This is a genomic window from Kitasatospora sp. NPDC018058, assembly GCF_044327205.1.
Classification (GTDB): Bacteria; Actinomycetota; Actinomycetes; order Streptomycetales; family Streptomycetaceae; genus Kitasatospora.
This window is the reverse complement of the sequence record NZ_JBIRFA010000042.1, coordinates 1-17,005: the sequence shown is the minus strand read 5'-3', so window position 1 is coordinate 17,005 and position 17,005 is coordinate 1. Positions and strand designations below refer to the sequence as shown.

Sequence of the window (17,005 nt, the reverse complement as noted above, 5' to 3'; positions counted from 1 at the left end):
CCGGTGCGATGGGTAGCCCCTGGACGTTTCCAACAGGTGAGATCTTGGCGACTCGTTCGTGACCGAGGTGGGCGGGAAAGGGGGTGGTATACGGGCGGGACGGTCGAAATCGGGCCACTCGGGGTCCGGTTGGCCGGGTTCCGGCCAACCGGACCCGGGCCGGTCGCCGTCGGGTCGGTCGCGTCCGGTCAGCCGAGGTCGGAGGAGAGCTGCTTCACCTCGCGGCCGAGCTCCGCTGCCGGGTCCGGCGCGTCCGGGCTCGCCCAGGGCAGCCAGGTGCGCGCCCGCAGGTAGCCGTCCACCGCGACCGGCAGACCGTGCCGGACGATCCGCTCCGCCACCGGGCCGGGGCCGGCCTCGCGCAGCGCGGCCAGCAGGGCGTCCACCCCGGCGGAGGGCGGCAGCGGGACCGTGTCCAGGTAGGCGGCGAGCGCGTCCAGTTCGGGCCTCGGCTCGTCCGGCTTCGGAGGCGGCGGTGGCGGGGGCGGTGGCGGGGGCGGTGACGGGTCCGACGGGCCCGGGGTCAGCAGTGCGCCGGCCCCGTACAACCCGGCCACCACGCCCGGCCACCAGGCCCCGCCCAGCCCGGCGAAGTGCAGTCCCAGGCCTACGGCCCCGCCCGCGCAGCCGACCAGGTTCCGGGCCGACTCCAGGTAGCGCAGCGCCTGCCGGCCGAACCCGTCACTGGTAGCCACGGATCTCCTCGAACACCCCGTCCAGCGAGCCGCCGCCGTCGAACAGCTTGCCGCCGCTGATGTCCGCGACCCCCTGCAGCTGGCCGACCGCCGCCTCGCCGAACTTGATCGGGAACACCGGGATCGACTTCTCGGCGGCCGGCAGCCCGTCGTGGAAGCGCTTGAAATCGCCGTCCGTGGCGCCCTCGTTGCTCTCCCCGTCGGTCATCAGCACGATCGAGGTGAACCGGTCGTCGTTCGCCGCCTTCTGCTGACGCTCGATCACCCGGTACGCCTCCTCCAGCGAGTCGTACAGCGCGGTGCCGCCCGAGGCCGACAGCGACTGCACGTCCGCGTTGATCGACGCCAGCTCCGCCTGCGGGCCCGGCTGGCCGCCCGAGGCCGGGACGGCGTGCGTCTTGGCCCACTTCACGCTGGAGGCGAAGGAGATCAGCGTCACCTCCTCGCGGTCCCGGAAACGACGCACCCCGCGGGTGTCGTCCGTGCCGGTCAGCCGGCTCAGCGCCGCCTTCAGCGAGGCCAGCCGGGAGCCCTCCATCGAACCCGAGGTGTCCAACACGTACACCGTCCGGGACGGGCGGCGCAGCTCGTTCTGGTACGAGGCCAGCAGGCCGTCCGCGACCGCCCTGGTGCCCGGGAACGGCAGCTCGCGACGGCGGTCGGCGGGCAGCCCGGCCGCCGGGGCGGTGCCGGCCGTCACCGGGCGGCGCAGCGTCACCTCGGAGATGCGCTGCTGCACCTCCGGCTTCAGCAGGTAGGAGGTCAGCTTCTGGAAGGAATCGCGCTCGCTCGGCGCCGCCGAGGACAGCAGCGACAGCGGGTAGTCCGCCGAGACCACGCCGTCCTGCGGGCGCACCACGGTGAGCCGCTGCTCGGGCGGCAGCGTCTTGTTCAGCGACAGCAGCACCGACTCGTAGTTGACCAGGGCGCCGACCTTGCCGGGCTCGGCCTTGGTGTACGCCTGCGCCAGCCAGCCGGAGGAGCCGGAGGTCAGCTTCTGGCCGGTGAAGAACTGCTTCAGCTGCGGGGTCGCCTTCTGCACGTCCTCCTCGGTGAGCGCCGCCCCCGCGCCGGAGAAGGCGGCCGCCACCGCGACCAGGGTGGAGAAGCCGGAGTTGGAACGCGAGGGGTCGGACATCCCGTACGACAGCTTCCCGGCCGCGGCCGCGTCGCCGATCTGCGCCCAGGTGACCTTCGAACCGTCGCCCCAGCCGAGGTCGTTCAGCACGGAGGAGCGCACGCCGACGGCCACCGGCGAGACCATCACCGGGGTCTCCGAGAGCACCTTGGACTTCCCGGTCGGGTCCAGGCGCAGGTACTGGTTGGACGGGAACCAGACCGCGTCGTACTTGCCGTCCGCCCGGCCCGAGGAGACGGCGTCCGCGCCGTCCAGGGTGCCCGTCCAGGCGAACTGCACCGTCACCCCGGTGGCCTTCCTGGCCTCGTCCAGGATCGGGGCCAGGTCCTGCAGTTCACTGCCCGCCAGGATACGCAGCACCCCGGGACGGGCGCTCTCGTTGGGCGTGGGGCTGGGGTTCGGGGCGGGCGCGGGGCCGGAGGAGGTGCAGGCGGAGGCCGCCGCGAGCACGGCCGCCAGCGCCGCCGCCGCCCAACCGCGGTGCTTCATCCGGACGTTCACTTCGGGCTCCCCTTCGCCGCGGCGGTCAGCTTGAGCAGGTTGTCCAGGGACGGCACGGGCGACTGCTTCACCTTCGCCGCGTTCAGGTCCTGGGCGAAGACCGGCTGCCTGATGTCCTTCACCCGATCCGCGAAGGCGCCGCTACTGGCCTGCGGGCGGAAGCCGAACCTCACCTCCAGGGCGCGCAGCGCCTCGTCGTTCTGGAGCAGGCCGGCCAGCTTCCGCCCGTTCTCGGTGCGGGCGATGATGGTGTGGTCGGAGTAGGCGGTGGTGTCCGGGTACATCACCACCATGTCCCCGGTCGGCTGGCCCTGGACCGCCATCGCGGCGACCTGGGACTCGTAGCCGAAGATCAGCGGATTGCCGACACCCGCGAGGAAGTCCCGGAACGGCTCGTCGCTGCTGCTCTTCTGGCCGCCCTGCAGCGCGGTCGCCCGGTGCAGGACGGTCCGGGCGGCGTCGACGCCCGCGTCGTCGGAGACCACCAGGTCGTTGTTCAGGACGAACGACAGCAGCGCGATGTACAGCGCACCCGAGGAGGAGCTCTCCGGGTCGGTGGCGGTGACGAAGATCGGGCCGGACAGTTCACCGTGGCCCTCGGTCTTCGCCAGGTCCTGCCACTTGCTGTTCGCCCTCAGGTCCTTGACGTACTCGTCCATCTTGAACGTCCAGACGCCCGAATCAGCGTCCTGGGCGGCCAGCTTGTTGTCCTTGAGGATCTGCGCCACCGGCGCGTGCGCCACCACCACCAGCGGCGAGTAGAACGGCACCAGCGGGGAGTCCTGCTGCCCCCAGTTGCGCTGGATCTCGCGGGCCGGCGCGGTGCTCGCCGGGAACGCGAAGTCCAGCACGGAGCTGTTCCCCGCCTGCTCGCTCATCGTCCACGAGCCGGTCGAGTCGGTGTGCACCTCCAGACCCTGCTTGGCCAACTCGGCCTTCACCTCAGGGCTTTCGAAGAAGGCGCGCTTCTCCGAGCCGATCAGTCCGGTCACCGTCACCGGCTTCTTCGGGTCCGTCCCGTCGTCCGGGATCAGTGCGTACGTCACCCCGCCCAACAGCACTAAGGCCGCGAGCACCCCCAGAGCGCGTCTCATGCCGAGCGCCTCCCCCTCGTCCGCTCCCTCGTCCGGGTGGTCACCCGGAGGTGACGAGCGTCCCGCCGGGCAGGGAGCACGGACGGAAGGGACGGTGAACCGGGGGTGAACACCGCTTCACGGAATCGCATCGACGGAGGATCCGGAGGGGGTGTCAGTACGGCCGTCGCACACCGGTCCGAGGGTGCGTCAGATTGTTCAACTCGCCTTTCCGTAACGGTCATCCCGCGGCCCGGACCCGCGTCGTGGTTACGCGCCGGTAATACCTACCCTCAGCTGTATGCGCCGAGCAAAAATCGTCTGCACCCTCGGGCCCGCCGCGGACTCGTACGACCAGATCAAGTCCCTGGTCGACGCCGGGATGGACGTCGCCCGATTCAACCTCAGCCACGGCACCCAGGCCGAACACGAGGAACGCTACCGCCGCGTCCGCAAGGCCGCCGACGAGACCGGCCGGAGCGTCGGCGTCCTCGTCGACCTTCAGGGCCCGAAGATCCGGCTCGACACCTTCGCCCACGGGCCGGTACTTCTCGAACGCGGCGACGAGTTCACCATCTCCACCGACAAGGGCGTCGTGGGGGACAAGGACAACTGCGGCACCACCTACGCCGGCCTCGCCGGCGACGTCGGCCGGGGCGAACGCATCCTCGTCGACGACGGACGTGTCACCCTGGAGGTCGTCGCCGTCGACGGACCCCGGGTGCGATGTCTCGTCATCGAGGGCGGGCTCGTCTCCGACCACAAGGGCCTCAACCTCCCCGGCGTCGCCGTCTCCGTCCCCGCACTCAGCGACAAGGACGTCGCCGACCTGCGATGGGCGCTGCGCACAGGGGCCGACCTGGTCGCGCTCTCCTTCGTGCGGAGCGGGCGCGACATCGAGGACGTGCACCGGGTGATGGCCGAGGAAGGGCGGCACGTCCCGGTCATCGCCAAGATCGAGAAGCCGCAGGCGGTCGAGAACCTGGACTCCATCGTGGACGCCTTCGACGGCATCATGGTGGCCCGCGGGGACCTGGGCGTGGAGATGCCCCTCGAACAGGTCCCGCTCGTCCAGAAGCGCGCCATCAAGCTCGCCAGGCGCAACGCCAAGCCGGTCATCGTCGCGACCCAGATGCTCGACTCGATGATCAACGCCTCCCGGCCCACCCGCGCCGAGGCCTCCGACGTCGCCAACGCCGTCCTGGACGGGACGGACGCGGTGATGCTCTCCGGGGAGACCTCGGTCGGCAAGTACCCGGTCGAGACGGTCAAGACCATGGGCCGGATCATCGAGGCCGCCGAGAACGACATCCTGGCGGCCGGACTGCCCCCGCTGACCGCCGGCAGCAAGCCGCGGACCCAGGGCGGCGCCGTCGCCCGCGCGGCCGCCGAGATCGGCGACTTCCTGCACGCGAAGTACCTGATCGCGTTCACCCAGTCCGGCGACACCGCCCGCCGGCTGACCCGCTACCGCTCGCCGATCCCGGTGCTCGCCTTCACCTACGAACCGGCGGTGCGCAGCCAACTCGCCCTCACCTGGGGCGTCGAGACCTTCCTCGGCCCGTTCGCCCCGACGACGGACCAGATGGTCGAACAGGTCGACGCGGCGCTGTTGTCGCTGGGCCGCTGCCAGAAGGGCGACATCGTCGTCATCACCGCAGGCTCCCCGCCCGGCCTCGCCGGCTCCACCAACCTCGTCCGCGTCCACCACGTGGGGACGCTGGACGTCTGACGCTCCTTGCGCGGCGCGGCCCTTCCAGGGGAGGGCCGCACCGCCGTCAGTACTTGGGGCCGATGTGGGCGTCCATGAGGGCGACGGAGTCCTTGCGGGCGATGGAGATGTTGACCTGGCCCGTGGGGCGCGGGAGCGAGGCCTTCCACTGGACGCCGACGGCGTCGAGGGTGGCGGCGAAGAGGCCGATGATGTCGGTCGAGGTGTTGGTGAAGAAGTAACGCGGGTACTCGTAGCGCTTCGTGATGCCGCCGACCGTGCGGGTCGCCCAGTTGGTGATCCGGGTGCCGTCGGAGTGGATAAGGCCGCGCAGGAACTCCCAGGGATGCGCATCGACGATCTCCTGCTGCCAGGGTTCCAGGGCTATGGTGCGCTCGTGCTTCTTGCCGGGGCCGTGCTGGGGGAAGTGGCAGGTCAGGTGGTTCGAATAGACCTTGACGTCGTGGCATCCGGTGCGCCGTACCCGGCAGGGCTTGTTGTTTGGGAGGACCTGGCGCATGGCCTGTTCGACGGAGTCCGTGATGCCCGGCCACTTGTCGTCACAGGTGATCTGGAGACTCTGGGTCCTGCGGTATTCGTTGGGTAGCAGGATGTGGCCGTCACCGAGGTACAGGCCAAGTAGGTAGGCGTAGGCGGGGCGGTTCAGCTCGTCGCCGTAGCAGTGCATACACGCAGAGCGCTTACGGCCGGGGAGCTCGTTGCGTTTGGCGAGGTCCTGGTGCTTCCACCATGAGACTGTGCCCTTCGGGACGCGGAGGCGGCGGGCGACCTCGGCATTGCTGATGCCTCGACGCAGGAGGTGGACAGCCTGTTCGCGCACGGAGAGAGTGGTCATGTGCGCCAGAGTGAGGCGAGTCAAGTCGGATGGTGGACGCTTTGGGCGTGGTCCACTAGATGAGGTGAATTCCCTGCGATCTGGGAACATAAGGAAGATTCTGGTGCCGGGTGCGGGATTCGAACCCGCAAGCCCTCTCGGGCAGATGTGTTTGAGACATCCGTGTATGCCGTTCCACCAACCCGGCGGGGTCAGTCCCGACAGAGCATACCGGCTGTGTGTGGTTGGCCGCTGCTAGGTACCCTCAATTACTGCAGGACCCCGCCGGAACTAGGAGCCCCGTGAGCACCGCCGACGAGCAGGCACAGCCGCTTGAGACCGATTCGCCCCAGATCACTCGGATTGTGATCGCCGAGGACGAGGCGCTGATCCGCCTCGACCTGAAGGAGATGCTCGAAGAGGAGGGGTACACCGTCGTCGGCGAGGCGGGGGACGGGGAGACGGCGGTGCGGCTCGTCGAGGAGCTGAAGCCGGACCTGGCGATCTTCGATGTGAAGATGCCGGTCCTGGACGGGCTCTCCGCGGCTGAGCAGATCCACGAGAAGCACCTGGCGCCGGTCCTCATGCTGACCGCGTTCTCGCAGCGGGAGCTGGTGGACCGGGCCCGCGACGCCGGGGCGATGGCGTACATCGTGAAGCCGTTCTCCAAGTCGGACCTGGTGCCGGCGATCGAGATGGCGGTGTCGCGGTACACCGAGATGCGGGCGCTGGAGAAGGAGATCGGGGACCTCACCCAGCGGCTGGAGACCCGGAAGCTGGTGGACCGGGCGAAGGGCGTGCTGCAGACGAAGTTCGGGCTGACCGAGCCGGCCGCGTTCCGGTGGATCCAGAAGACCTCGATGGACCGGCGGATGACGATGGCGGCGGTGGCCGAGGCGGTCATCGAGGAGGGCGAGGCCCAGGACCGCAAGAAGGCGGAAGAGGGCAAGTCCGAGTAACACGGACATGGGGAAGGGCCCGGCGGATGATTCCGCCGGGCCCTTCGACGTATGTCAGTCCTCGCCGAGGTAGGCCTTCCGGACCGACTCGTCGTGCAACAGGTCGGTGCCGGTGCCGGAGAGGACGATGCGGCCGGTCTCCATGACGTAACCGCGGTCGGACAGCGACAGGGCGGCCTGGGCGTTCTGCTCGACCAGCAGGATGGTCGTACCGCTCGACTTGAGCTCGACGATGGTGGACATGATCTTCTGCATCATCAGCGGGGAGAGCCCCATCGAGGGCTCGTCCAGCATCAGCAGCTTGGGCTGGGACATCAGCGCCCGACCCATCGCCAGCATCTGCTGCTCACCGCCCGACAGCGTGCCCGCCGCCTGCTTGCGGCGTTCGCCGAGGATGGGGAAGAGGCCGTAGGCCCGTTCCACGTCGGCGGTGATGCCGGCCGTGTCGGTGCGCAGGAAGGCGCCGAGGAGGAGGTTCTCCTCGATCGTCATCCGGGGGAAGATGTGCCGGCCCTCGGGGGAGTGGGCCAGGCCCAGGGCGACGATCTTGTGCGCGGGCACCGTACTCAGGTCCTGGCCGTCGAAGGTGATCCGGCCGGCGGTGGGCTTGAGCAGGCCGGAGAGGGTGCGCAGGGTGGTGGTCTTGCCGGCGCCGTTGGTGCCGATCAGGGTGGTGACCTCGCCCTGGTTGACGGTGAAGCTGATGCCCTTGACGGCCTCGATCTTGCCGTAGGCGACGCGGAGGTCCTCGACCTCGAGGAGTGCGGTCACTGGTCGGTCTCCGTAACGGTCTCCGGCGCGGCCGGGGTGGTGCCTTCGAGCGGGGCGCCGAGGTAGGCGGTGATGACGCGTTCGTCGTTCTGGACGGTCTCGCGGTCGCCTTCGACGATCTTCTGGCCCTGGACCAGGACGGCGGTCCGGTCGCAGAGGTTGAAGATGAAGCGCATGTCGTGCTCGATGACGAGGATCGAGATGCCCTTGTCGCGGATGGCGAAGACGAGCTCCTCGGCGGCCCGGGTCTCCTGCGGGTTCATGCCCGCGGTGGGCTCGTCCAGCAGGAGCAGCCCGGGGTCGGAGGCGAGGGCGCGGGCGATCTCCAGCTTGCGCTGTTCGCCGTAGGGGAGGTTGCGGGCGAGGTGGTCGGCCTTGTCGGCGAGGCCGGTGAAGGCGAGCAGTTCCATGGCCTTGGCGCGGCTCTCGGCTTCGGCGCGGTGGTAGCCGGGGCCGCGCAGGATGGCGGAGAAGATGCCTTCCTTGGTGCGGGTGTGGCGGCCGACGAGGACGTTCTCCAGGACGGTCATGTTGGCGAAGAGCCGGATGTTCTGGAAGGTGCGGGCGATGCCGGCCTGGGTGACCAGGTGGGGCTTGGGCGGCAGCAGGGTGTCGCGGTAGCGGACGGTGCCCTCGGTGGGGACGTACAGGCCGGTGAGGCAGTTGAAGAAGGTGGTCTTGCCGGCGCCGTTGGGGCCGATCAGGCCGATGATCTCGCCCTCGCCGACGGTCAGGGAGACGTCGTTGACGGCGGTGAGGCCGCCGAAGCGCATGGTGACGCCGGTGACTTCGAGGAGGGGCTTGACGCCTTGGGGCGTCGCGTTCAGGGGAGCAGCAGCGGTGGTCATCGCGTGGGTCACGCCCCTGCCTTGGTGAGTGCGGTCGGCTCGCCGGTGGGCTGGGCCGGGATGGCGGCCTCGTGGAATTCCAGCTGCTGGCGCCGGTTGGGGATGAGGCCTTCGGGGCGCACGCGCATCAGGACGATGAGGGCGGCGCCGAAGGCGAGGAGCTGGTAGTCGGAGAGGAATTCGAGCTTCTTGGGGATGAGGAAGAGGAGGGTGGCGCCGGCCAGCGGGCCGCTGATGGTGCCCATGCCGCCGAGGATGACGGCGGCGAGCAGGAAGGCGGAGTTGGGCGGCAGGGCTTCGGCGAAGGTGTACTGGTCAGGGGTGACGGTGTAGCTGACATGGGCCTGGACGGTGCCGGCCAGGCCGGCCAGGCAGGCGCCCATGGCGAAGGCGAGGAGCTTGAGGCGGAAGCCGTTGATGCCCATGGCCTCGGCGGCGGTCTCGTCCTCGCGGATGGCGACCCAGGCGCGGCCGATGCGGGAGTTGCCGACCCGGGCGAAGACCAGGACGACGAGGGCGGTGACGAGCAGCATCAGCAGGTAGTAGTTGGAGAAGCGGCCGAGTTCGATGCCGGCGACGGTGTGGGTCTTGCCGAGGTCGAAGCCGAGGATCTCCAGGTCGGGGATGCGCGGGATGCCGTTGGAGCCGTTGGTGATCTTGGGGCCGGTGGTGCCGTTGAGGTTGAGCATGGTGATGCGGAAGATCTCGCCGAAGCCGAGGGTGACGATGGCGAGGTAGTCGCCGCGCAGCCGCAGGGTGGGGGCGCCGATCAGCACGCCGAAGATCATCGAGACGACGGCGCCGGTGAGCATCGCGGCCCAGAACGGGAACTGGACGTGGATGGGTGAGGCGGGGGAGCCGGAGACCAGGGCGGCGGCGTAGGCGCCGACGCCGAGGAAGGCGACGTACCCGAGGTCGAGCAGGCCGGCCAGGCCGACGACGATGTTGAGGCCGAGGGCGACGGTGGCGAAGATCAGGATGTTGGTGGCGACCGAGGTGTACTGGTCGCTGCTCTGGGTGAAGGGGAAGCTGGCCGCGGCGGCGAAGGCGGCGCCGGTGGTGACCGGGCGGTGCTTGACGGTCAGGGCGCGCAGTCGGGCGAGCAGGCCGGACCTGCCGAGCGCGGCGGCCACGAAGCCGGCCAGCAGCAGGTAGCCGGTGAAGAGTTCGCCGTACTCGGTGTCGATGCCGAAGGTGATCGCGTAGAGGCCGAGTCCGAAGGCCAGCACGATGATCAGGACCTCGACCCAGGAGGGGAGTTGGCGCGGCGCGTCCAGCGGGCGGTCGATCTTGCCCAGGCGCAGCCGGCTGTTGGCGAGGTGGCCGAGTTGGAGCAGCAGGACGGCGCCGGTGGCGATGGCGAGGGCGCCGGACAGGGCGGTCATCACCGGGGCGACCGGCTGGTCGTCGGGGATGGCGTGGGCGGCGAACCAGCCGATCGGGGCGGCGGGGACGAGCAGGAAGAGCCGCTTGTCGAGGATCCGCAGCGGGACGTGGGTGCGGCGGTCGAGCGGGAGGCCGAGGGCGCCGAGGACGGTGATCAGGCCGCCGGCGGCGAGGACCCAGCCGCCGGGTTCGAGGTTGGCCAGGCCGCCGAGTTCGACCGAGATGGCGGCGACGGAGTAGGCGGCGACGGCCAGGGCGCCGGTGGCGGCGTAGAGGACGGCGTTGTTGCTGCGGGCGGGGGCGGCCCAGCGCAGGCCGGGGGTGCCCTGGACGGCGAGGAGCAGCAGCAGGGTGAGGACGCCGGCGACGATCGCGAGCCACTGCAGGCCGGCGGGGGAGCCGAAGTGGGTGAGGTCGCCGGGGAAGTCGCTGGTCCAGGTCCAGGACATGGCGGCGGAGACGGCGGTGGCGAGGGCGCCGAGGCCGGTGAGGGCGACGGCGGCGCGGGTCGGCAGGGGGATGACCGGGGTGGTCTCGGTGCTGGTGGTGGTCATGGTGGTCACGCCCTGTCCGCGACGCGCTCGCCGAGCAGGCCTTGGGGCCGGACGAGGAGCACGAGGATGAGGAGTACGAAGGCCCAGACGTCCTTCCAGGCGCCGCCTCCGAAGAGGTCCATGCCGGGCAGGTGCTGGATGTAGCCGGTGGCGAGGGCTTCGGCGAGGCCGAGGGCGATGCCGCCGAGCATGGCGCCGTAGATGTTGCCGATGCCGCCGAGGACGGCGGCGGTGAAGGCCTTGAGGCCGAGGATGAAGCCCATGCGGAAGTCGACCTGGCCGCTGCGCAGTCCGTAGGCGACGGCCGCGACGGCGGCGAAGGCGGCGCCGATGGCGAAGGCCAGCACGATGATGCGGTCGGTGTCGATGCCCATCAGCTTGGCGGTGTCGGGGTCCTGGCTGGTGGCCTGCATGGCGCGGCCGGAGCGGGTGCGGGTGACGAACCAGCCGAGGGCGAGCATGCACAGCGGGGCGGCGATGATCAGGAAGAGGTCGCTGCGCTGGATGGTGACGGAGCCGAGGCTGAAGGGGTCGCCGGGGATCTTGGGGAAGACCCGGGCCTTCTTGGCGTCGGGGTAGAAGGAGAAGACGAGCTGCTGCAGGAAGATGGACAGCCCGATGGCGGTGATGAGCGGGGCGAGCCGGGGGGCGTTGCGCAGCGGCCGGTAGGCGAAGCGCTCGGCGGCGACGGCGGTGAGGGTGGAGACCAGGATGCCGGCGATCAGCATGAGTGGTAGGGCCAGCCACAGGGTGGTGCCGCCGGGGAGGGCGAGGTAGGCGGTCAGGGCGCCGAAGCCGCCGACCATGACGATCTCGCCGTGGGCGAAGTTGATGAGCTGGACGATGCCGTAGACCATCGTGTAGCCGATCGCGACGAGTCCGTAGAGGGCGCCGAGGATCAGGCCGTTGGCCAGCTGCTGCGGTAGGTCGTGCACCGCTGGGCCTCCGTAGTGCGTTCGGGGGTGTCCGCGTGGGTGGTGGATGTGGGGGCGCGCGGGGGCACTCGTGGCGCCCCCGCGCGCTGGTGGAGCTGTTTCCGGGGCCCGTCAGCCGCTGAAGGTGCCGGACTTCTCCACGGCCCACTTGCCGTCCTTGACGGTGTAGACGGTGAGCTGCTTGTTGGTGGTGTCGCCGAACTCGTCGAAGGAGACCTTGCCGGTGACGCCGTCGAAGGAGACGTTCTGGACGGCGTCGCGGACGGCGGTGCGGGCGTCGGCGCCGGTGGGGAGCTTGCCCTTGTCCTTCACGACGTTCTTGACGGCCTGGATGATGGCCCAGGCGCTGTCGTAGGAGTAGCCGCCGTAGGTCTCGTAGGCGTCCTTGTAGTTGGCCGCCTTGTAGTCGGCGATGTACTTCTTGGCGGTGTCGAGGGACTCGACGGGCAGGCCGACGGCGGTGGCGAAGTCGCCCTGGCTCTTGGGGTTGAGCTTGATGAAGTCGCCGCTCTGGATGCCGTCGCCGCCCATCAGCGGGATGTTGACGCCGGCCTCCTTGAGCTGGAGGGAGAGCGGGCCGGCCGCGGGGTACTCGCCGCCGTAGTAGACGGCGTCGGCGCCGGAGCTCTTGACCTTGGTGACGATGGCGGCGAAGTCGCGGTCATCGGGGTTGACGTGCTCCTCGCCGGCGAGGGTGCCGCCGAGCTTGGTGAACTCGCCCTTGAAGGTGGCGGCGAGGCCGGCGCCGTAGGTCTTCTGGTCGTCGATGAGGAAGACCTTGGTCTTCTTGGCGTCGTTGTAGAGGAACTGGGCGGCGAAGGGGCCCTGGACGGCGTCGGTGGTGGCGGTGCGGAAGTAGGACTTGAAGGGGCGCTTCTTGTCGCCGCTGGCCCACTTCTCGCCCTGGCTGAGGGCGACGCCGGTGTTGGCGGGGGAGATCTCGACCAGGTTCTTGTCGTCGAAGATCTGCTGCATGGACTGCGCGACGCTGGAGTTGAGCGGGCCGACGACGCCGAGGACCTTGTCGTCGGCGACCAGCTGGGTGGCGTTCTGCTGGCCGGGGGCGGGCTTGCCGGTGTCGTCGAGGGCCTTGATCTCGAACTTGACGCCGGGGACCTCGTTGGTTTCGTTGGCCTTCTTGACGGCGAGGTCCACGGAGTTGCGGATGCCGAGGCCGAGGGCGGAGAGGTCGCCGGTGAGCGGGGCGTCGACGCCGATGACGACGGTGGTGGAGGCGCTGTTGTCCTTGCTGCCGGCGCCGTCGCCGGACTTGGACCCGCGGGAGCCGCAGGCGCTGAGGCTGAGGGCGCCGATCACGGCAATGCTCACGACAACTGCAGAACGATGACGCACGAGGGTCCCCTTCGGTTCAGGAGGCGCCCGCGCCTGAGTGGCGGGAGCCGGGGTGCGCGGAGGGCCGGGTCCATTCCGGATGGCGCGGTGACTGGCCGTGACTCTAGGCCTCGTTGGGCGGCTCGGGCAGTGGTGTGAGCAGGCTGTGATTCTCTTGTTATGAGCACACGGAGCAATTGTCTCAGCATGTGGTCGTTCCGGCTCGACCGACCCTGAACTGTCGGGCGCTTACTCGCTGGTAGAGCCATGTAAGGGCCAGAAATGGGGGTTGCGGCTGGCGTCGTCGATAATCGGACGTGAGCGTCCGGTGTGCTGCTTTCGGCCGTGCGCGTCCGAATTTCGGACAGGGAGGGTGTGGCGGCGGGGTTCCGGGGCGACTGGGGGCCGTGGAGCCGCCGTTTGCCGGGATTCCCTACTTGTTACGCAGCGTCACAAGTGCGGGGGTCGCGTCAACCGCCCCCGGACATGCCGCCGCCCCCTTGTCCAGACCAACGCCTGCCCAGGGCGGCGGAAGGTCAAACAAGGGGGCGGGGAAGGGATTTGATGGTGTCCCGGCCGTAACTGTTAGTGGTCGTAGGGTTTTTGTCGCTCCGGTATCGCGCGGGATTACCGCGGGATCACAAGTCGCGCAGCATGCACGTCAGTCGGCAGCTGGTGATCCGCTTGCCGGTGTCGTCGGTGATCGCGATCTCGTAGGTAGCGGCGGTGCGGCCCTTGAACACCGCTGTCGCCACCCCGGTGATCAGGCCGGAGGTGGCCGAACGGTGGTGGGTGGCGTTGAGGTCCACGCCCACCGCGTACCGGCCGGGGCCCGCGTGCAGCATCGCGCCGATCGAGCCCAGCGTCTCGGCCAGCGCCGCCGACGCGCCGCCGTGCAGCAGCCCGTACGGCTGCTGGTTGCCCTCCACCGGCATGGTGCCGACCACGCGGTCGCCGGAGGCCTCGACGATCCGGATGCCGAGCTTCTCGCCGAGGTGGCCGCCGGAGAAGGTCTCCGGGGCCACCCCGAGCTTGGCGAAGTGGTCCAGTACGTCCTGCGGGACCTTCAGGACGGGGGCGGTGTCGGGGGCCGCGTCGGTCATGGGGAAACTCCTGCCGCTCGGGGGTCACGGGTCGTGCTGCCTGTGATCGTACGACCGTCCTACTCGCTGGTAGTGCCCGCGCCGCCGCCCGGGCGCGGGTTTCGCCGGTGCCCCTTTTGTCGGTGCCGGGCCATAGGATCGGTGGCCGGTAGTGGAATCGGCAGGAACGGACGTTGACGTGGCTACGCAGAGTACGGACAAGGGCGCGACGGGTGGCGGCGGGGCCGGCCCGCGACCCCGGCTGATGCTGCTCGACGGGCACTCGATGGCCTACCGGGCCTTCTACGCCCTGCCCGTGGAGAACTTCAACACCTCCACCGGACAGCCCACCAACGCGGTCTACGGCTTCGCCTCGATGCTCGCCAACACCGTCCGGGACGAGGCCCCCACCCACCTCGCCGTCGCCTTCGACCTCTCCCGGCAGACCTTCCGCTCCGTCGAGTTCCCCGACTACAAGGCCAACCGCGCCAAGACGCCGGACGAGTTCCGCAGCCAGATCGGCCTGATCGGCGAACTGCTCGACGCCATGAACATCCCCCGGCTCACCGTCGAGGGCTTCGAGGCCGACGACATCATCGCCACCCTGGCCACCGCCGCCGAGGCGGCCGGCTACGACGTCGACATCGTCACCGGCGACCGCGACTCGCTCCAGCTGGTCACCGACCACATCACCGTGCTCTACCCGACCAAGGGCGTCTCCGAGCTCACCCGCTTCACCCCGGAGAAGGTGACCGAGAAGTACGGCGTCACCCCCCGCCAGTACCCCGACCTCGCGGCCCTGCGCGGCGACCCGTCCGACAACCTGCCCGGCATCCCCGGCGTCGGCGAGAAGACCGCCGCCAAGTGGGTCAACCAGTTCGGCTCCTTCGACGAACTCGTCTCCCGCGCCGACGAGGTGAAGGGCAAGATCGGCGAGAAGCTGCGCGACAACCTCGACTCGGTCAAGCGCAACCGGGTGCTCACCGAGCTGGTCCGCGACGTCGAACTCCCGCTGGGCGTCGCCGACCTGGCCCGCCAGGCCTTCGACAAGACCGCCGTCGGCACCCTGATGGAGTCGCTGGAGTTCCGCAACGCCAACTTCCGCGACCGCGTCTTCGGCATCGACCCGACCACCGGCGAGGAGGAGGCCGCCGAACTCGCCCCCGGCGTCGAGGTCGACGGCGAACTGCTCACCGACCCGGGCACGCTGGCCGCCTGGCTGCGCGAGCACGCCTGTGACGGCAAGACCACCGTCGCCCTGGCCGCCGTCTACCAGTGGGCGCTCGGCACCGGCGAGGTCACCGAAGTCGCCCTCGCCGCAGGGGAGTCCGCCGCCTGGTTCGACCCGGCGCTGCTCGCCGAGGAGGACGAGCGGGCCTTCGCCGGCTGGCTCGCCGACCCGGCCGCCCCCAAGGCCCTGCACATCGCCAAGCAGGTCATGCGCGCCTTCGCCGAGCGCGGCTGGACCGTCGAGGGCGTCGTCGCCGACACCGCCCTCGCCGCCTACCTGGAGAAGCCCGGCCGCCGCACCTTCACCCTGGAGGTGCTCGCAGAGGAGTACCTGGCCCGCTCACTCACCCCGGCCCCCGCCGCCGAGAGCGGCCAACTCGCCTTCGACGCACCGGAGGAGGACGAAACCGCGCACGCCCAGGCGCTCATGCTCCAGGCCCGCGCCGTACTCGACCTCGCCGCGCTCTTCGACACCCGCCTCGCCGAGGTCGGCGCCGCCGGGCTGATGCACGACATGGAACTGCCCATCGCCGCCCTGCTCGCCCGCATGGAGCGCTACGGCATCGCCGCCGACCGCGAGTGGCTGACCCGGCTCGAGTCGCAGTTCGCCGCCGAGATCCAGCGCTGCGTCGAGGAGGCGCACGCCGCCGCCGGGCACGAGTTCAACCTCGGCTCGCCCAAGCAGCTCCAGGAGATCCTCTTCGGCGAACTCGCCCTCCCGAAGACCAAGAAGATCAAGACCGGCTACACCACCGACGCCGACGCGCTCACCTGGCTGGCCACCCAGACCGACAACGAGCTGCCGGTCATCCTGCTGCGCCACCGCGACCAGGCCAAGCTGCGCACCACCGTCGAGGGCCTGCTCAAGACGGTCTCGTCCAAGGGCCGGATCCACACCACCTTCAACCAGATGGTCGCCGCCACCGGCCGGCTCTCCTCGCAGGACCCGAACCTGCAGAACATCCCGGTCCGCACCGAGGAGGGCCGCGCGATCCGCCGCGCCTTCATCGTCGGCGAGGGCTACGAGTCGCTGCTCACCGCCGACTACTCGCAGATCGAACTGCGGATCATGGCGCACCTGTCCGAGGACGAGGCGCTGATCGAGGCCTTCGCCTCCGGCGAGGACCTGCACACCACCGTCGCCTCCCAGGTCTTCGAGGTCCCCGGCGCCGCGGTCGACGCCGAGATGCGCCGCAAGATCAAGGCGATGTCCTACGGCCTGGCCTACGGGCTGTCCGCGTACGGGCTCTCGCAGCAGCTCGGCATCAAGCCCGCCGAGGCCCAGGGCCTGATGGACACCTACTTCGAGCGCTTCGGCGGCGTGCGCGACTACCTGCGCCGCGTCGTCGACGAGGCCCGCGCGACCGGCTACACCGAGACCCTGCTCGGCCGCCGCCGCTACCTGCCGGACCTCAACAGCGACAACCGCCAGCGCCGCGAGATGGCCGAGCGGATGGCCCTCAACGCCCCGATCCAGGGCTCGGCCGCCGACATCGTCAAGATCGCCATGCTCCGGGTGGACGAGGCCCTGCGCGCCGCCGGCCTCACCAGCCGGATGCTGCTCCAGGTCCACGACGAAATCGTCCTGGAGCTGGTCCCCGGCGAGCGCGAGCAGGTCGAGGCCATCGTCCGCGAGCAGATGGCCGGCGCCTACCCGCTGCGCGCCCCGCTGGACGTCTCCGTCGGCGTCGGCGCCGACTGGGAGGCCGCCGCGCACTGACGCGGTGACAAGGCGATGCGGTGACGCGGTGAGGCCGGGTGGTCACCGGCGGCGGGCCCGGACACGGGGGGTGGCCGGGCCCGCCGCTACGATCTGGCGGTCCGCTGTGCAGTGGGCGCGGCGGCGTGGCCGGGGGAACGGCGATGAGTTTCCTGAGTCAACCCCTATGCCGCCAGAGTGGTCTCGGGAGTCGTTTTGATCTTGCTGTTGGCCTGGTGGGTGTCGGGGTCGTAGG

At 70.1% G+C, this 17,005-nt stretch carries 13 protein-coding genes and 1 tRNA gene; 3 read left to right on the top strand and 11 right to left on the bottom strand.

All coding sequences use genetic code 11. The annotated features are described in order from the left end of the window. Positions 1-188: 188 nt before the first annotated feature. From ACH4E7_RS36690 to ACH4E7_RS36680, 3 genes are read right to left on the bottom strand one after another with little or no spacing between them, the layout of a single operon-like run. On the bottom strand, positions 189-695 hold the full coding sequence (locus ACH4E7_RS36690; protein ID WP_396253522.1) for a hypothetical protein: 507 nt from the start codon (positions 693-695) through the stop codon (positions 189-191). Further along, positions 682-2,334: an extracellular solute-binding protein gene (locus ACH4E7_RS36685; RefSeq protein WP_396253521.1), complete on the bottom strand. Its 1,653-nt coding sequence runs from the start codon at positions 2,332-2,334 to the stop codon at positions 682-684. The genes ACH4E7_RS36690 and ACH4E7_RS36685 overlap by 14 nt, the downstream gene beginning before the upstream one ends. After that, positions 2,331-3,428, bottom strand: a complete 1,098-nt coding sequence (locus tag ACH4E7_RS36680; RefSeq protein WP_396253520.1) for a substrate-binding domain-containing protein — start codon at positions 3,426-3,428, stop codon at positions 2,331-2,333. The genes ACH4E7_RS36685 and ACH4E7_RS36680 overlap by 4 nt, the downstream gene beginning before the upstream one ends. 280 nt (positions 3,429-3,708) lie before the next feature. Between ACH4E7_RS36680 and pyk the strand changes: the two genes are divergently transcribed. Then, positions 3,709-5,139: a pyruvate kinase gene (pyk, locus tag ACH4E7_RS36675; RefSeq protein ID WP_396253519.1), complete on the top strand. Its 1,431-nt coding sequence runs from the start codon at positions 3,709-3,711 to the stop codon at positions 5,137-5,139. A gap of 46 nt (positions 5,140-5,185) precedes the next feature. On the opposite strand, the gene ACH4E7_RS36670 is transcribed toward pyk, so the two are convergent. Together ACH4E7_RS36670 and ACH4E7_RS36665 are read right to left on the bottom strand one after the other, a co-directional pair. Further along, a complete protein-coding gene (locus ACH4E7_RS36670; protein ID WP_396253518.1) occupies positions 5,186-5,974 on the bottom strand; it encodes a helix-turn-helix domain-containing protein in 789 nt (262 codons plus the stop codon). Between the two features lie 101 nt (positions 5,975-6,075). Beyond that, positions 6,076-6,161: transfer RNA gene (locus ACH4E7_RS36665), tRNA-Leu, on the bottom strand. Positions 6,162-6,255: 94 nt separating this feature from the next. Here ACH4E7_RS36665 and ACH4E7_RS36660 point away from each other — a divergent pair. Then, positions 6,256-6,912: an ANTAR domain-containing response regulator gene (locus tag ACH4E7_RS36660; RefSeq protein WP_396253517.1), complete on the top strand. Its 657-nt coding sequence runs from the start codon at positions 6,256-6,258 to the stop codon at positions 6,910-6,912. 54 nt (positions 6,913-6,966) lie between these two features. Here the strand turns inward: ACH4E7_RS36660 and ACH4E7_RS36655 are convergent, their stop codons facing one another. From ACH4E7_RS36655 to ACH4E7_RS36630, 6 genes are all read right to left on the bottom strand, one after another. Further along, a complete protein-coding gene (locus ACH4E7_RS36655; protein ID WP_396253516.1) occupies positions 6,967-7,683 on the bottom strand; it encodes an ABC transporter ATP-binding protein in 717 nt (238 codons plus the stop codon). Further along, positions 7,680-8,531 (bottom strand): ABC transporter ATP-binding protein, encoded by an 852-nt coding sequence (locus tag ACH4E7_RS36650; protein ID WP_396253563.1) that lies wholly within the window; start codon positions 8,529-8,531, stop codon positions 7,680-7,682. Before ACH4E7_RS36650 ends, ACH4E7_RS36655 begins: the two co-directional genes overlap by 4 nt. Positions 8,532-8,539: 8 nt before the next feature. Next, positions 8,540-10,471 (bottom strand): branched-chain amino acid ABC transporter permease, encoded by a 1,932-nt coding sequence (locus ACH4E7_RS36645; RefSeq protein WP_396253562.1) that lies wholly within the window; start codon positions 10,469-10,471, stop codon positions 8,540-8,542. Between the two features lie 5 nt (positions 10,472-10,476). Beyond that, positions 10,477-11,406 carry a branched-chain amino acid ABC transporter permease gene (locus ACH4E7_RS36640; RefSeq protein WP_396253515.1) on the bottom strand — a complete coding sequence of 310 codons (930 nt, stop codon included), beginning with the start codon at positions 11,404-11,406 and terminating at the stop codon, positions 10,477-10,479. Positions 11,407-11,517: 111 nt separating this feature from the next. Further along, the gene (locus ACH4E7_RS36635; protein WP_396253514.1) at positions 11,518-12,759 is read right to left on the bottom strand and encodes a branched-chain amino acid ABC transporter substrate-binding protein; all 1,242 of its coding nucleotides are present in this window, start codon (positions 12,757-12,759) and stop codon (positions 11,518-11,520) included. Positions 12,760-13,376: 617 nt separating this feature from the next. Next, positions 13,377-13,841, bottom strand: coding sequence for a PaaI family thioesterase (locus tag ACH4E7_RS36630; protein WP_396253513.1), 465 nt, complete (start codon positions 13,839-13,841; stop codon positions 13,377-13,379). Positions 13,842-14,085: 244 nt separating this feature from the next. On the opposite strand from ACH4E7_RS36630, the gene polA reads away from it, so the two are divergent. Next, the gene (gene polA, locus ACH4E7_RS36625) at positions 14,086-16,770 is read left to right on the top strand and encodes a DNA polymerase I (protein WP_396253561.1); all 2,685 of its coding nucleotides are present in this window, start codon (positions 14,086-14,088) and stop codon (positions 16,768-16,770) included. The last annotated feature ends 235 nt before the right edge of the window (positions 16,771-17,005 follow it).

What these genes read in the sequence shown, in the direction of transcription:
- polA (WP_396253561.1), top strand. Translation starts at nt 14,086, where the DNA reads ATGCTGCTCGACGGGCACTCGATGGCCTACCGGGCCTTCTACGCCCTG.
- ACH4E7_RS36680 (WP_396253520.1), bottom strand. Translation starts at nt 3,428, where the DNA reads ATGAGACGCGCTCTGGGGGTGCTCGCGGCCTTAGTGCTGTTGGGCGGG.
- ACH4E7_RS36650 (WP_396253563.1), bottom strand. Translation starts at nt 8,531, where the DNA reads ATGACCACCGCTGCTGCTCCCCTGAACGCGACGCCCCAAGGCGTCAAG.
- pyk (WP_396253519.1), top strand. Translation starts at nt 3,709, where the DNA reads ATGCGCCGAGCAAAAATCGTCTGCACCCTCGGGCCCGCCGCGGACTCG.
- ACH4E7_RS36670 (WP_396253518.1), bottom strand. Translation starts at nt 5,974, where the DNA reads ATGACCACTCTCTCCGTGCGCGAACAGGCTGTCCACCTCCTGCGTCGA.
- ACH4E7_RS36630 (WP_396253513.1), bottom strand. Translation starts at nt 13,841, where the DNA reads ATGACCGACGCGGCCCCCGACACCGCCCCCGTCCTGAAGGTCCCGCAG.
- ACH4E7_RS36645 (WP_396253562.1), bottom strand. Translation starts at nt 10,471, where the DNA reads ATGACCACCACCAGCACCGAGACCACCCCGGTCATCCCCCTGCCGACC.